General features: G+C 66.7%; 11 protein-coding genes. 5 read left to right on the forward strand and 6 right to left on the reverse strand.

Translation table 11 applies throughout. The features are described from left to right. Positions 1–184: 184 nt before the first annotated feature. A complete protein-coding gene (locus EOINJALH_RS04060; protein WP_088279035.1) occupies positions 185–4,750 on the forward strand; it encodes a sacsin N-terminal ATP-binding-like domain-containing protein in 4,566 nt (1,521 codons plus the stop codon). 44 nt (positions 4,751–4,794) lie between these two features. On the opposite strand, the gene EOINJALH_RS04065 is transcribed toward EOINJALH_RS04060, so the two are convergent. Continuing rightward, a complete protein-coding gene (locus EOINJALH_RS04065; RefSeq protein ID WP_088279036.1) occupies positions 4,795–5,175 on the reverse strand; it encodes a hypothetical protein in 381 nt (126 codons plus the stop codon). 441 nt (positions 5,176–5,616) lie between these two features. On the opposite strand from EOINJALH_RS04065, the gene tnpA reads away from it, so the two are divergent. From tnpA to EOINJALH_RS04085, 4 genes are all read left to right on the forward strand, one after another. Further along, a complete protein-coding gene (tnpA, locus tag EOINJALH_RS33425) occupies positions 5,617–6,033 on the forward strand; it encodes an IS66-like element accessory protein TnpA (RefSeq protein WP_088279037.1) in 417 nt (138 codons plus the stop codon). Continuing rightward, positions 6,030–6,377, forward strand: a complete 348-nt coding sequence (gene tnpB / locus EOINJALH_RS04075; RefSeq protein ID WP_088279038.1) for an IS66 family insertion sequence element accessory protein TnpB — start codon at positions 6,030–6,032, stop codon at positions 6,375–6,377. The genes tnpA and tnpB overlap by 4 nt, the downstream gene beginning before the upstream one ends. 72 nt (positions 6,378–6,449) lie before the next feature. After that, positions 6,450–8,027 (forward strand): IS66 family transposase, encoded by a 1,578-nt coding sequence (tnpC, locus tag EOINJALH_RS04080; RefSeq protein WP_088279039.1) that lies wholly within the window; start codon positions 6,450–6,452, stop codon positions 8,025–8,027. Positions 8,028–8,066: 39 nt separating this feature from the next. After that, complete coding sequence (locus tag EOINJALH_RS04085; RefSeq protein WP_144289853.1) at positions 8,067–8,594, forward strand: hypothetical protein; 528 nt, start codon at positions 8,067–8,069, stop codon at positions 8,592–8,594. 12 nt (positions 8,595–8,606) lie between these two features. Here EOINJALH_RS04085 and EOINJALH_RS31015 read toward each other — a convergent pair whose 3' ends face one another. The 5 genes from EOINJALH_RS31015 to EOINJALH_RS04110 form a co-directional block, all read right to left on the reverse strand. Next, on the reverse strand, positions 8,607–8,930 hold the full coding sequence (locus tag EOINJALH_RS31015; RefSeq protein WP_144289854.1) for a hypothetical protein: 324 nt from the start codon (positions 8,928–8,930) through the stop codon (positions 8,607–8,609). Positions 8,931–9,308: 378 nt separating this feature from the next. Continuing rightward, positions 9,309–9,884 carry a hypothetical protein gene (locus EOINJALH_RS04095; protein ID WP_088279042.1) on the reverse strand — a complete coding sequence of 192 codons (576 nt, stop codon included), beginning with the start codon at positions 9,882–9,884 and terminating at the stop codon, positions 9,309–9,311. Then, a complete protein-coding gene (locus EOINJALH_RS04100) occupies positions 9,877–12,765 on the reverse strand; it encodes a 2Fe-2S iron-sulfur cluster-binding protein (protein ID WP_088279043.1) in 2,889 nt (962 codons plus the stop codon). Before EOINJALH_RS04100 ends, EOINJALH_RS04095 begins: the two co-directional genes overlap by 8 nt. Then, positions 12,762–13,037: a sarcosine oxidase subunit delta gene (locus EOINJALH_RS04105; RefSeq protein ID WP_088279044.1), complete on the reverse strand. Its 276-nt coding sequence runs from the start codon at positions 13,035–13,037 to the stop codon at positions 12,762–12,764. The genes EOINJALH_RS04100 and EOINJALH_RS04105 overlap by 4 nt, the downstream gene beginning before the upstream one ends. 13 nt (positions 13,038–13,050) lie before the next feature. Continuing rightward, entirely contained in the window at positions 13,051–14,322 is a 1,272-nt protein-coding gene (locus EOINJALH_RS04110; RefSeq protein WP_088279045.1) for a sarcosine oxidase subunit beta family protein, read from the reverse strand. Between the last annotated feature and the right edge of the window lie 113 nt (positions 14,323–14,435).

The following is a 14,435-nucleotide window of genomic DNA, read 5'->3' on the forward strand; positions in this document are numbered from 1 at the left end:
GCGGGCTTTCGTCTCCGGCTGCTTGCGGGTAGTCCCTGCGTGACGTTCCGAAGAATTATTCCCTCCTTCAGCAAGCGACCAACAGGGGACATCAATAGCGGTCTCAGTGATCGCATTGGGACGCGTACCGCTCCCTCCAACGTGTGAGACTGCATCCGGTCGCGATAAGCTCCGTCGAAAGGGGGTGAACATCGTGGCGACGGTCGAGTTCAGCGGGGATGAGGTCGAGGGAAGAGCTGCGGCAGACCGGTTGGCCAACGAATGGGCCGACCGTGGATGGGTGCCGCTCGATCCCTCGGTGGATTGGGCGCGGGCCGCGATCGGGCGGCTCGGCGAGATCATCGCCACGCAGCCGTCGATGCTCCGCGCAAGCATGCGGGGCGCCGGCAAGGGCGCTAGCACGTTGAGCCCGCGTCCGTTCCAGGGTCTGGTGGAGTGCCTCCAGAACGCAGACGACCTCGGTGCAGCTTCCATGCGGATCGCCTATCGAACGTCGCCCCGCCCCGAACTTCTGATTGCCCATGATGGGTCGCCGGTCACGTTGGCGAACGTCGGCGCGATGCTGCTTCCATGGCTGTCGACCAAGGAAGACGATCCCGAGGCATCCGGCCGTTTTGGTATCGGCCAGCGCACGCTCAGCTCGCTGGGCGGCCCCATCGAGATGCACGCTCCGCCGTTTCACTTCGTCATGGGGGACGATGGTCCGGAACCGTGCGAGCCGGAGGCAGACGTCGAGAACATCTATGTCTCGGCTCTGCGTCACACCATGCTCGTCATTCCCCTGCTCCCGATCGTTTCCGGCAGTGCGATCGCCGCAGCGGTGCTCGAGTTGAACGTCGACTCCCTGATCTTCCTGAAGAGCATCCGCGGGCTTCACTTCAGGAGCTTCGAAGATCCTTCCCAGGATCTGGATTTCGCCGTCGAGGTGACGTCTGCAGGCAGCGGAGCGATCGACTTTGGGGGCGAAGCAGCCGCGGTGGACGTGACGGAGGTTAGGGTTCTTGCGCCAGCCGAGGAGGCGGAGCGGACACGCTACCGCCGCTACACAACCCGACGTGCTGTCGGACCCGCTGAGAAGCGATCCAATAAAGCGACGGGATCCAGCACGCCCATCGGGATCTGCGTGCCGCTGGCGACGGCGCGACCGCTGCGGCTGTATGACCGAATGCCGCTGCCGGGCCGGACCGGTCTCCCCATTGGACTCAACGCTCAATTCGATCCGGACTCAGCCAGGTCCACGCTGCAGCCCAACGACTGGAACGTCGCACGCTTCGCCGATCTCCGACGTCTGGTCACCTGGGCTGCGCTGAAGAGTTTCACCGAGGGGCGAGACTCGTCATGGAGCCACGTCCCACTCCAGGCGGAGGCCAACGACGGAGAAGGCTGGACGGAGGAACGGGTCCGTACACTCATCACGAATTGCCAGAACGATCTCCGAGAACAGCTGCGTATCGGCACCGACGCGGGTCCGATAGCCCTCACGGACATAGCTTACGAGCACGAAGATCTCGAAGCGCTGCTAACGGAGGCCGACGTCGAGCGGCTCCGGCCGAATAGTGTGGCGATGCCTCGCGCCCGCCGAGATGCCGAAGGGCGGTGGCGACAGGTGCTCGACGAGCTCGACCGTTGCGAGGTTGTCCAGGTCATCAACGCGCTTGACGTGGTCGATGGGCAGGGTGAGCGCGGGCCGGAGTGGTACGTGTTGTTCGCGGAACTGGCGGAGCGCCATCAGTTGACTGACGAGTTCTCGGTTCGTCCCGGCATCTTGCTCGACGACGGCGTGGCGACAGCCCGGCCTAAGCAAGGCGATCCTTGGGTGCTCGTCAGGAGATCGTCGCCCGATGCCCTCTCGACACGGCTCGGTCTGGCCCGCCGCATCCATCCGGCTTACCTCGACTCCGCGGCGCCCACTACGGCGTTCCTCTCCAAACTAGAGAAGTTCGGCGTTCTGTTTGACGATCGTGACTCGGACGGCGACGTGTTAGCCGTGCTCGGCCGTGGTCCTGCGACCGGCGCCGGACTGGATGTGCCAGTGAGGCTGCAGGACGATGACCTCATCGCCCTGCGCGACGCATGGTCGCAGCTGTCCCGCGACCAGCATGCGATGCTAGGTCAGAGGATCGGCCGCAGCATCGTGCTCAAGGCCATGTGGTTTGGTGCCGACGGCAAGCGTATGACGGGCTGGGCGCGGCCCATCGAGACCTACCTTCCCGCCGCCATCGATCGCGAAGTCGACAGTTTCGCCAAGGCGGCCGGCCGTGCGTCGGGTCTCAAGTGGGTCGCCCCCGAATATGCTCGGCTCCTCAAACAGCAGTCCGGCCGCTCAGCCATCGGTGCCCAGCGGCTCCTAGCGGCCTGGGGCGTCGCGCGCGAACCGCGGCTCGTGAAGCCGGCCGACGAGGCGGCCCGCTGGGCGCGCGACAGGACTCCGGCGAGTTCGGTCGGACACATGCAGACTTCGGAGCAACTGCAGGTGATCCGGGCGGGTGGGAACAACCACCTGATCGACGACCACTGGTCGCCCGACGCAGACATCGTGGCCGCCGACATCGCGAAGGCGGCCGTGAAGTTGAGACGCACACGTGCGGGGGCGCTCCTCGCGACGCTGAGTCGCGGGTGGGAGCGGCGCTACTCCGAAGCCGCGACCGCGATCCCGGCCTATGCTTACAACGGCTACTGGCATCGCAGCACCGAGGTCCGCGCGACATGGCTGGCTCGATTGGCCATCGTGAAGTGGATGCCGGATGCCGCAAACGGCCTCCAGCGGCCCACGGACCTGCAACTCCAGGTGCCGGGCAGTCCGCCTAGCCCGTCGGAGCGATCGACAACGGTCGCCAAGTTCGACAGCCAGATACTGCGTTCGGGCGTCCTCGCCGCGCTGGGGGTGAAGGCCGGTCCGACGCAGCGGGATCTCGTCGCCAGACTCCAAGTGCTGCGCAAGCAGGTAGTCACGGCGTCCGTCAGCGAGGAGGCCTCCGCAACCTATCAGTTGCTAGCGGCGTCCCTGCGCGATCGGAGCGATGGGGTTCCGGAAGGGCGGATGACCCAGGCGCAGCTTAGGAACTCATTCCGCGCGGAGGTCGACGGCCGTGGCCTGCTGCTGGTCGGCGGTCAATGGAACTCGCCAGAGCAGGTGTTCCGGGGCCCCGGGGTGTTCGGCGCGCGACGCGCGTTTGCGCCGCACGTCGAGGGTCTAGAACCGCTATGGAAGGTGCTCGGAATCGGCCTGCCGACTGCTGCTGACGCGATCGCCGTCCTCAAGGATATTGCGGTGGGCCGGCCGTCCGTCGCCGACCTTGGCATCGCCATCCGCGCTTACACGCTGATCGCGGCCGAGTTGGGGGAGATGTCACCACAGTTGCGCACTACGCTGAAGCGACTGCCGCTCTGGACCGGGAGCGCGTGGGTGACCGCGCGGCCAGTTTACGCGCTCGAGGGTGAGGCGCTCATTGCGAGCGCTCCTCCGGAGATGCGCGTCTGGCGAGCTGGGATCACCTCCTTCTCGGCGGTGGAGGCGCTGCTGGAGCCGCTCGGAGTAGTGCGGCTCACGCCGGCGGACTTCCAGGCGGCATCGACGCCCGCTTACGGGCTGGCCGAAGGCGAGTCGCACCGCCCGGTCTTCGCCGGCGCCGTCTCTCTCCTGCGGCAGGAGCTAGTCAGGGCTGATCAGGTCCTGCTCGACTCGCTCGCCCTCGACTGGGACGAGTTGCTCGGCGCACCCGTCGTGATCGACCCCCAGCTGTCGATCGTCGCAAACCTATCCTCTGGACAGGTCGTCCTGCCGGCCCGTGCCCACATGGGTCGTGACCCGTTGCGCCTGATCGTGCGGGACGCGGGCGAGCTGGTGACGGCCGAAGGTGCGGGCGCAGCAGTCGCGTCCTTGTTTTCCGGCGACCGCCAGAAAGCGGCTTGGGCATGGGCTTCGATCTGGCCGCGCGCGGTCGCCGGTGAGCAGGCCGAGGGTGCGGTGATGCCGAAGACGCGCGCGGAGCGCGGCGATGGCAAGGCGCGTCTTGACAGGCTCGCTAAGCAGGCCGCGCAGCGCACCAAGCCAAAGAAGGGGGCGAAGAAAAGCGAAGCTCCGAAGCCGATAGGCAAGCAGCCGGTACAGGTGCGGAAGCTGCGGGAGCTGGAGGATCTGGAGCCATCGGCGGGCGTGATCGTGAACGAGGGTGCCAAGCCCTCGGGCGGGATGGTCTTCGCGAAGCGTCGGATGGCCAAGCCACGCGTTTTCACCGACGGCGAAAGGAAGGCGGAGCAGTCCGGCGGGCCCCAAGTACGGACAGTGCTGCCACCCAGCAGTGACCGTGAGCAGATGGCGCTCGATGCTGTCCGCAGTGCGCTGCGGTTGGACGTGAAGCAGCTCAACGACCTGCGCGCGACCAGGGGCGTTGGAGTCGACGCGATCGATGAGCTCAGGCAGTGCTACGAGATCAAAATGAGTTCGGGCACTGGCATGCCCAGCGATGTGACCCTGACCGCCAGCGAGGTGGAGGCTGCGCGGAACGATGAGGACTTTTTCCTAGCCATCGTCAGCGGCCTTGAGGACGGCGCGGGTCAGCTGCGCGTCCGCTTCATCTTCGACCCGCTGACCAACCTGGACGTGAGGGTCCGAGGGGATTTGACCCTCACCGGTGTCGACAAGGCAGAGGCCTTGGAGTTCCGCTTCGACAAGCGCCCGACGGTGTCAGAAGAGGGCCAGCCGTCCAACAAGGAGCTTCCCACCTTCCATAGCGGCCAACATACGTAGCGTCCCATTCAGGGCGGTCTTACGAATCCTCACCTCGCAAGTGTTTATGTCCACATCACGATGTCATTCGGCCTGTAATCGGCGGCACGCTGAACGTTCGGATCGTCCCAGTTGACGGCGCGAAGCCCGTAGCGGATGAGCGCCGGAACGAGTTCAGTGTCACCCACGGGGATAAACACATTCGGAAGCGCCCGTTCGTCGCCGAAGTCGAGCGCATGCGCTCGCTCTTCAAGCGGAACATCTCCTGCCGCCCTTGCAAAGTAAGTCAGATGCCTCACCAGCACTACCGCGTCTATGTTCGCGAACTGCACAGGCGCGCCCGCAGAATCCCTCAAATAGGAGTTGGCGGTGAGGAGCCCACACGCCTCATGCTTCAGCGCGGTTATGGGCTCGTAGATGAAGTCGTCCCACACAATGATGAGCACCGAGGTCTCGTGCTGAACCGCCCTAAAGGCGGCAAACTTGGCATCCGCATCTAGCAGGAAGTCCTTGACGGGGTTGTCGCGCGGAAGGGTGAGCCCCCTGTCTCCGACAAGTTGCTGGACCCGCTCCCTCGGCAGCGCTCGCCCCGGAACCTGGAAATCATTGGTTCGCCTGGCACCTGCGTGCTCGCGCAGGGCTGGCGCCTTGACCTCGAAGAGGTACGGGCGCTGGGGCGTGACAACGCGAAGCTCAGGACGCTTCCCGTCGGCCGTGAGCGCTGGCTCGTGTTGGAAAGTTGTGCCTTCGGGCCAGTCAAAGGTCAGCAGGCGCCGGACAACCGTAAGCGTGGCCTTAAGGCCCTATTGCCCGGCGCCCCGGTCGTGAGCACGATCAGGTGACGTCGCCACACTTGGGTGTGTGCACGTAACCCGACAAGTGCACACATGGACAAGCGAGTCACGAAGCCCCAGGACACCCGGCGTCGGCATGCCGAGGATTTCAAGCAGGCGCTGGTGCGCCGCACCTTGGAGCCCGGTGCGTCGGTGGCGGCCATTGCCCAGGAGGCTGGCGTCAACGCCAACCTGCTGTTCAACTGGCGGCGTCTGCACCTGCAGGCCCAGGGGCCTTCAACGTGCGGCAAGCCGGCTGCGGTGCTGCTGCCGGTCAAGGTGCTGGGCTCAGAGTCGGCGCCGGAGCCGGTGACACCACCACCAGCAGCAGCAGCAGCAGCGCTCCCACACCGCGCCGTCCCGGCCGGCACCATCGAGATCGATATCAACGGCGCCCGAGTCCGCTTGCGTGGCGCCGTCGATGAGACCAGCATCCACGCCGTGCTGCGTGCGCTGGCCCGTGTCACATGATTGGCCTCCCAGCAGGCACCCGCGTATGGATCGTGGCCGGCCACACCGACATGAGGAAGGGCTTCGACGGTCTGGCCGCGCTGGTGCAGACCGCGCTGGCCGAGAACCCGTTCAAGGGCCACGTCTTCGTCTTCCGAGGCCGGCGCGGCGACATCCTCAAGGTGCTGTGGTTCGACGGCCAGGGCCTGATGCTGCTGGCCAAGCGACTGGAGCGCGGGCGCTTCGTCTGGCCGCAGGCCACCTCCGGCAGCGTGTCGCTCACCCCCGCGCAGTTGTCCATGCTGCTGGAGGGCATCGACTGGCGCATGCCGGTGAGAACGCACCCTCCGGAACTGGCGGCATAGCGGTGTGATCAGCGTCGCCTGAGGGGCAGCACCAATGGTCATTGGTACGCGCATATCGGACACTAGGTTCCTGTGTCGACACCCACTCATCCGACCCCCACGATCGACTCGCTGCTGCGGGTCATCGAGGCACGCGACTCCGAGGTGGCGCTGCTCAAGCTGATGGTCGACAAGCTCAAGCTGCAACTGCTGCGGCGCGTGCGGGCCGAGTTCGGCAGTTCCAGCGAACAGCTCGACACCCAGATCAACCTGATCGACTTCACCGCGGTGCAGACACAGCCTGCGGCTGCCGCACCGGCAAGGACCCCGCCAGCCAACGCGCCCGAGATCGACCGCAGCCTGCCGTCACACCTGCCGCGCGTTGCTGAGGTCCATCGGCCCGACGCCACGGCTGCGCACCACGACACCGCGGGCCAGCGTTGCGGCTGCACGGCCTGCGGAGGCCGGCTGCGCCAGATCGGGCAGGATGTCTCCGAGCAGCTCGAGTACGTGCCCTCGCACTTCAAGGTGATCCGCCATGTGCGGCCGAAGCTGGCCTGCGTGACCTGCCAGACGATCTTCCAGGCCGCAGCGCCGAGCCGGCCGATCGCGCGCGGCGTTGCGGGGCCCGGGCTGATCGCCCATGTGATGGTCTCGAAGTATTGCGACCACATCCCGCTGTACCGGCAGAGCGGCATCTACGCCCGCGACGGCGTGGAGATCGATCGCTCCACCATGGCGGGCTGGGTCGACCGGGGCGATCGGCTGCTGGACCCCCTGGTGGCCGCGCTCGCTCGCTACACGCTGGCTGGGGCCAAGGTGCATGCCGATGACACGCCAGTGCCCGTGCTCAGCCCCGGCCTGGGCAAGACCAAGACCGGCCGGCTGTGGGTGTACGTGCGCGATGACCGGCCTGCCGGATCGAAGGATGCGCCCGCGGCCTGGTACCAGTACTCGCCCGACCGCAAGGGCGAACACCCGCAGCGCCACCTCGGGAGTTACAGCGGCATCCTGCAGGCCGACGCCTACGGCGGCTGGAACAAGCTGTACGACTCGGGCCACGTGACCGAAGCAGCGTGCTGGGCTCACGCGCGGCGACCCTGGTGGGATCTGTACCTGAGCACGGGCAAGGCGCAGGACTCGATCGCTGCCCAGGCGCTGCGGCGCATCGCGGCGCTGTATGCGGTGGAGAAGGAGATCCGCGGCCAGCCGCCCGACATCCGACGGGCGCACCGTCAGGCCCGGGCTGGCCCGCTGCTCGACGACCTGCACGCCTGGCTGAGCAGCTTGGTCGGACGCGTCTCGGCCAAGTCCGAGCTCGCCCAGGCGATCGGCTACAGCCTGGTGCGCTGGCAGGCGCTGACGCGCTACCGCGACGACGGCCGCATCGAGATCGACAACAACGCGGCCGAGCGTGCCCTGCGCGGCGTGGCCCTGGGCAGGGGCAACTTCCTGTTCATGGGGTCGGACGCCGGCGGGCAGCGGGCGGCGGCGATCTACAGTCTGGTGCAGACGGCCAAGCTCAACGGGCTGGATCCTGAGGGATACCTGCGCGAGGTGCTGGGTCGCATCGCAGACCATCCCATCAACCGCATCGACGAGTTGCTGCCGTGGAACATCGGGCGGCAGTGCGACGAGCAACGACAGACTGTTGGCAGCATGGCCGCTTGAGGACGGTGAGCCACGCCGGCAGGTCTAAAGGACCCAGGCGTGAACCTGCAAGCCATCGACCCGCGGATGATCGAAGCCCTGGAGGGCGCCAGCAGCCTGCAGCTGTACCAGCTCAAGGCGATCATCGAAGGCATGCTGGCCGACCCGCGTCGCGGCCTGGCCGCGCGCGCCAACCTGCATCTCGGCCAGCCCGTGCGCTTCGTCGACTTCCGCGACGGGCAGATGCGCAGCGGCAAGATCATCGCCTTCAAGGACACCCAGGCCACCGTGCTCGAACAAGGCACGAAGCGAACCTGGAAGATCCCCTGCGTGTCGATGCAGGGCTACACCGACGCCGAACGGCAGGACGAGCAAACGCAGTACATCCCACCGCCGGAGCCTGCCACCGCGGCAACCAAGGCGCGTGAGTTCCAGCGCGGCGACACCGTGACCTTCGACGATCGCGATGGACGCAGCATCAACGGCGTGATCGTGCGCATCAACCAGCGAACCGCCACGATCGGCACCGGTGACGGCGGCACCTGGCGGGTGCCCTTCCACATGCTGCGCCACGTGCTCGACATCTGACCGTCGCTGCCTTCAAGCCGCAGCGGAGGTCAAGAGGGCCTTGGGGCGACGCTTACGGACAACCAAGATTTCGGCTAGCTTCTGCAGCAACTGGTCGTAGTGAGGGAGGTGTCCCTCCCTCCCGCCAATAGCGGCCACTTCCGTGATGAACTGCGCCCCCAGGCCTGGCACCTTCATCTCACAGTCGGCGCAGGCATCGATGATGCTGCGCGCCATCGGGTGCGGCGGCAAATTGGCGAAGTGATAGCGGAACCAGTGCCAATCTTCAGCTCGCCCAACGCTTAGCACGGCGTCTCTGAGCAGGCGGGCCCAGGTCTGTCGGTAGGTTTCCGGCATAGGCAAGCCCCAATCTCACGGTTTTCTCAAGCCACCACTTTACTGGCGGCTCGGCCCGCGGCCCCGAGTTCGATAACGGCAAGTCGCTAGCATCTTCCGAACTTGGAACCTGCCAGCATGATCGCTTCCAACCAAGCGCCGTTCATCGCAAACGTGATTGTCCGCTTCTGGGCCACCCACCTGCGGTGGACCGAGTTCTGCTTCGGGTCGAGTCCGGGTCTTCCCAGACGTCGGCTGTGCTGCCGGCCAACGTGAACGGCAGCTTTGCGGTTGTGCGATCGGGGACGCATAAGGCAGCCCTCGACCCGCAGCGGTCGTACTTCACTAGCGAAAGCGGTCACTCAAAGCGCATACGGAGTTCAGTGCGCATACCTACATTCAACCCAAAGCAGCACGCCACGCATGGCCGATCCATTGGACCGCATAGCTTCCGTGCGGTCGTTCAACCGCGAGCAAGACCCGGTCTGGCCCCACGCGCATGACCACGGCGCTGACGTCCATGAACCTTGCGCGCGCGCCCTGACCCGCGTGCCGAGGGATGGCGTTGGCATCGAACAGACGCGGCAGTAAATCGTCCATGCCCGCGCCGAGCAATTCGAACGCCAGCCAACCGGCCGACTGATCCACCACGCAGGCCAGGCTGTTGCAACCCGGGTGCAGTGCCGCCAGAACGTCGTCGGCGGCCCTGCCGCTTGCCGTCAGCAGCAGGCTCTCTGCGGGGCCGATCCACACCTGCCACGGGTCGTCGCCGAGGCAAGTTCCCGGCGTGGGCATGGCAGTGAGATGGTTGGCCGCGAGAACTTCATGGACGGCCGCTGCTCCTCCCGCGAGATGGCGAAAGACCAGCACACGCAGGCCTTCAACCACGGACACTTTCAGTGCCTGCGTGGCGATTGGCAACGCTGCCTGCAACTCAGCTTCGAAATTGCTTGAAGCGACCAGACGCTCAACCATTCAAACGATCTCCGGCGACATCGAAGAATGGAGTCTTGACCACTTCGGCTGCAAACGGCCGCCCCAGGTGATAAGCCGTCACGTGCTCTCCGACGCGTTGGCCGCCACGCCTGAGCATGGCCAGCGCGACGGGGTGACCCAGCACCGGACTGAAGGCGCTGGAGGTGACGTAGCCTTCGATCGGAGCTGGTGGGGCGTCCACAGTGATGTGGGCGCCGACGGGCAGTCGGCTGCGGCGATCCAGCGTCAGCAATCCGACCAATTGCATGCGGTCGGCATCGGTCGCCACCGGCCGCAACAGCGAGCGCCGGCCGACGAAGTTGGCTGCCTTCCTGGAGATGCCGCGGTCCAGGCCGACGTCACCCGGGAAGGTCGTGCCATCGGTGTCGGCGCCCAGATGCAGGTAGCCCTTCTCGGTGCGCAGGATCATCAGCGCCTCCACGCCGTAGGGCATCACTGCAAAGGGCCGGCCGGCCTGCCAAAGTTGTTCGAGCAGCGCCTGCGTGTGCTGCGCAGGCACATTGATCTCATAGCCGAGCTCGCCACTGAAGCTGGCGCGCAAGACGCGCATCGTGACGCCGCCATGGTTCACCTCGCGGAAGGTCATGTGCCGCATCGCCGTGGGTGCCAGGGCGTCATCGAAACCGGCGGCCTGCAGCACGGCCCAGGCCTTGGGTCCCGCCACGGTGACGTTGCCCCACGCAGATGTGACGGGCGTGACCAGCACACGGCAGTTCACATGCTCGCACTGGAGCCATTCCTCGAAAGCCAGACCGACACGCTCTGCGCCACCCGACGTGGTGTTGACCCAGTAGTGCTGCTCACCCAGGCGTGCCACGATGCCGTCGTCGAAGATCACGCCGTCTTCGCGCAGCAGCAGGCCGTAGCGCGCCTGGCCGATGGCGAGTGTGGACATGGTGCCGACGTACATCAGATCGAGGAAGCTCGCTGAATCGGGCCCGTAGAGTTCGATCTTGCCCAGCGGTGAGGCCTCGAACAGACCGACGTGTGTGCGAACGTGGAGTGCTTCGCGCTCGGCGGCGTCGTTCAGCGACTCACCATCCCGAACGTATGCCGCAGGACGTTGCCAGCCGCCAAACTCTTCCCACACCGGTGCGTGCGCGTCGTGCCAGGCGTGCCCCGGCATGCGCTTGAGTGGTTTGTAGCGGGCGCCGCAGCGCCCCGCCGCGAGTGCGCCCAAGGTCACCGGCTTGAACGGCGGACGAAACTTGGTCGTGCCGACCTGCCCGGGGCTGCGGTCGGTCAGCTGGCCCATCAACACGAGCGCGTTGACATTGCTGGTCTTGCCCTGGTCGGTGGCCATGCCCATGGTCGTGTAGCGCTTGAGATGCTCGACCGAGCGGTAGTTTTCGCGCGCGGCCAAGGACACGTCGTCGGCTGTGACATCGTTCTGCAGGTCAACGAAGACCTTGCCGGGTTTGCGCCGCACAGCCGCCAGTGCTGCAGCCGAGGGGCTGCTGTTCGACGAGACCACGCCCAGGCCACCCACCGGTGCCGGCTGCGCGGTGCCGCGGCCCACCGCCGCGGGATGTGGGATGCCGCGGCCTACAGCCGCGGCGTGCGCCAGCGCTCGCGCTTCGTCGAACACGCCGGCACAGGCACCCACCGAATCGATGTCGGGCACCGCGCGATCCGGCACGAACATGGCGGCCTCGTCCACCCAGCGCAGCTTGCCGCCGGCCATCGAATACAGGTTGACGGCAGGCGACCAGCCGCCGGCACTGGCAATGCAGTCGGCGTCCAGGTGCTGCAGCGCACCGCCACCGTGGGCGGCCACCACAACGCCTTTCACCGCTCGCTGGCCCTGTACGGCCACGATGGCACTGCCCCGAAACACCGGCACGCCAGCGGGTGAATCGATGGCGGCGGCGCTGCGGTGGTCGACGATGGCAGCGACATGGATACCAGCGGCCACCAGTTCCCGCGCCGCCAGAAAGCCGCTGTCGCAAGCGGTGGCCACCACCACGCGGCGGCCGCAGGCCACGCCGTAGTGGGTGGCATAGCGCAGCACGGCACTGGCCAGCATCACACCGGGCCGGTCGTTGTCGGGGAAGAGCATGGGCCGCTCGAAGGCGCCGGTGGCCAGGATGATGCGACCGGCGCGGATCTGCCACAGCCGCTCGCGCACGGCACCCGCCACGGTCTGCACCGCCGCCGCCAGGCCGTGGTCGTACAGGCCAAACACGGTGCAAGCCGTGAGCACCTCGATACCCGCCAGCGCCAGGTCTGGCAGGCGCGCGGCAGCGGCCGGCTCCAACCGCGCCGCACCCTCGACCAGCAGCACCTGCTGACCGCCCTGCGCTGCCGCCAGCGCGGCCTGCACGCCCGCCGCACCGGCACCCACCACCAGCACCTGCGCCTGGCGCGAGACCTGGTCATAGCGGTCGGGGTCGGGCGCATCGGCGGCCACCCCCAGACCCGCGATGCGCCGGATCACGGGCTCGAACAGGTGCCAGTGCGGCCACATGAAGGTCTTGTAGTAGAAGCCCGCAGGCAGCAGCGCCGCAAATCGCGAGGTCAGCGCCGCCAGGTCGAAGCCCAGGCTGGGCCAGGCATTGCCGGTGAAGGCCTGCAGGCCCGCGCTGGCGGCAAGGTCGGTGGCCCGCGTGTTGGGCGTGCGCGCGCCACCCTGGCCGATGTCGACCAGACCGGTGGGCTCTTCCACGCCGCAGCTGAAGATGCCGCGTGGCCGGTGCAGCTTGAAGCTGCGGCCCACATGCACGATGCCCTGGGCCAGCAGGGCCGAGGCCACCGTGTCACCGGCAAAGCCCTGCACTTCGCGGCCGTTGAACTGAAAACGAAGCGCTTGGGTCCGGTCGATCCAGGCGCCATGGGGTGCCGGCAGTCGGAAGCCGCTCATGACGACCCTTCCGGGCGAGTGGCCGTGATCCCGTAGACGGCTTTCACCTCGTGAGTGACGGTGTCGCGCAAGAGGTTGAACCACAGGCCGCAGCCATAGGTATGGCGCCAGCGCTCGGCATGGTCACCCTTGGGGTTGTCGCGAAAGTAGAGGTAGGTGCCCCAGGTCTCGTCGCTGCAGTCGAGAGGCGGCCGCGCAATGCCGGTGGTGCCACCACAGTGGAACTCGTTCTCGGCGCGCGGGCCGCACAGGGGGCAGGTCAATTGCATCATCGCGCCAGGCTCCTCAATGCGCGATGCCCGCCGCGGCGGCTTCGTCGATCAGCCGGCCGGTGTGGAAGCGCTGCAGCTGGAAGGGTTCTGCCAGTTCATGGTTGTGTCCCGTGGCCAGCACATGGGCCAGCGTCCAACCGCCCACCGGGATGGCCTTGAAGCCACCGGTGCCCCAGCCGCAGTTGATGTAGAGGCCCGGCACCGGCGTGGCGCCGATGATGGGGCTGCTGTCCTGCACCACGTCGACGATGCCGGCCCATTGGCGCAGCAGGCGCAGTCGGCTGAAGCTCGGGAACATCTCCACGGTGGCGGCCACCACGTGCTGCATCACGTCGAAGCTGCCGCGCTGGGCGTAGGACGGAAAGTGGTCCAGCGCCCCGCCGATCACCACTTCGCCCTTGTCGCTCTGGCTCCAGTAAGCGCCCAGGGAAGGAGACAAGGTCACCGTGTTGAGCACGGGCTTGACGGGTTCGCTGACCATGGCCTGCAGCGCATAGCTGGTGACTGGCAATCGAAAGCCCGCCATGTCGGCCAGCACCGACGAATGCCCTGCCACCGCCATGGCCACCTTGTCGGCGCGGATCTCGCCGCGGTTGGTCGCCACCCCCACCACGGCCTTGCCTTGCTTGAGGAAACCCGTCACGGCACAGTTCTGCACGATGTCCACACCCATGGCCGACGCGCCACGGGCATAGCCCCAGGCCACGGCGTCGTGCCGCGCCGACCCGCCGCGGCGCTGGATGAAGCCGCCCAGGATCGGGAACCGCGCATCGGCGCTGGAGTTCAGGCGCGGCTCCAGTTCCTGCACCTGCCGGGCGTCGAGCAGTTCGGCATCGATGCCGTTGCACAGCATGGCGTTGGCCCAGCGTGACTGGGCGTCCAGGTCGTGCCGCGAATGGGCCAGCGTGACGATTCCACGCTGGCTGAACATGATGTTGAAGTTGAGCGCCTGCGCCAGGTGCTCGTACTGGCGCACCGAGAAGTCGTACAAGCGCGCACTCTCTGGATAGAGGTAGTTCGAGCGCACGATGGTGGTGTTGCGCCCGGTGTTGCCGCCACCGATCCAGCCGGCTTCCAGCACCGCGACATTGGTGACGCCGTGGTTCTTGGCCAGGTAGTAGGCAGTGGCCAGGCCGTGTCCACCGCCGCCGATGACGATGACGTCATAGCGCGGCTTGGGCTCGGCCTCGCGCCATGCAGGCGCCCAGTCGCTGTGGCCTGTGCGGGCAGCGGCGAACAGGTTCCAGGCAGAGTAGCGCTTGCGCGGCGGTGTCGGGTTGGGCATCAAGGTGATCCGAGCGTAGTGCGAGTGAGAGGCCAGGACTTGTGCCTGCCGCACGAATAGTTGGTCGTTTGCAATTTCCGTTCGGCCGCTATTGCGGGTGGCCTGCGGGTTCT

It is taken from the genome of Ideonella sp. A 288 (assembly GCF_002198735.1).
Classification (GTDB): domain Bacteria; phylum Pseudomonadota; class Gammaproteobacteria; order Burkholderiales; family Burkholderiaceae_C; genus Pseudaquabacterium.

Excerpts from the sequence above, each read along its gene's own strand:
- tnpA (WP_088279037.1), top strand. The coding sequence starts at position 5,617 with ATGGACAAGCGAGTCACGAAGCCCCAGGACACCCGGCGTCGGCATGCC.
- tnpB (WP_088279038.1), top strand. The coding sequence starts at position 6,030 with ATGATTGGCCTCCCAGCAGGCACCCGCGTATGGATCGTGGCCGGCCAC.
- EOINJALH_RS04110 (WP_088279045.1), bottom strand. The coding sequence starts at position 14,322 with ATGCCCAACCCGACACCGCCGCGCAAGCGCTACTCTGCCTGGAACCTG.
- EOINJALH_RS31015 (WP_144289854.1), bottom strand. The coding sequence starts at position 8,930 with ATGCCGGAAACCTACCGACAGACCTGGGCCCGCCTGCTCAGAGACGCC.
- EOINJALH_RS04095 (WP_088279042.1), bottom strand. The coding sequence starts at position 9,884 with ATGGTTGAGCGTCTGGTCGCTTCAAGCAATTTCGAAGCTGAGTTGCAG.
- EOINJALH_RS04105 (WP_088279044.1), bottom strand. The coding sequence starts at position 13,037 with ATGATGCAATTGACCTGCCCCCTGTGCGGCCCGCGCGCCGAGAACGAG.
- EOINJALH_RS04100 (WP_088279043.1), bottom strand. The coding sequence starts at position 12,765 with ATGAGCGGCTTCCGACTGCCGGCACCCCATGGCGCCTGGATCGACCGG.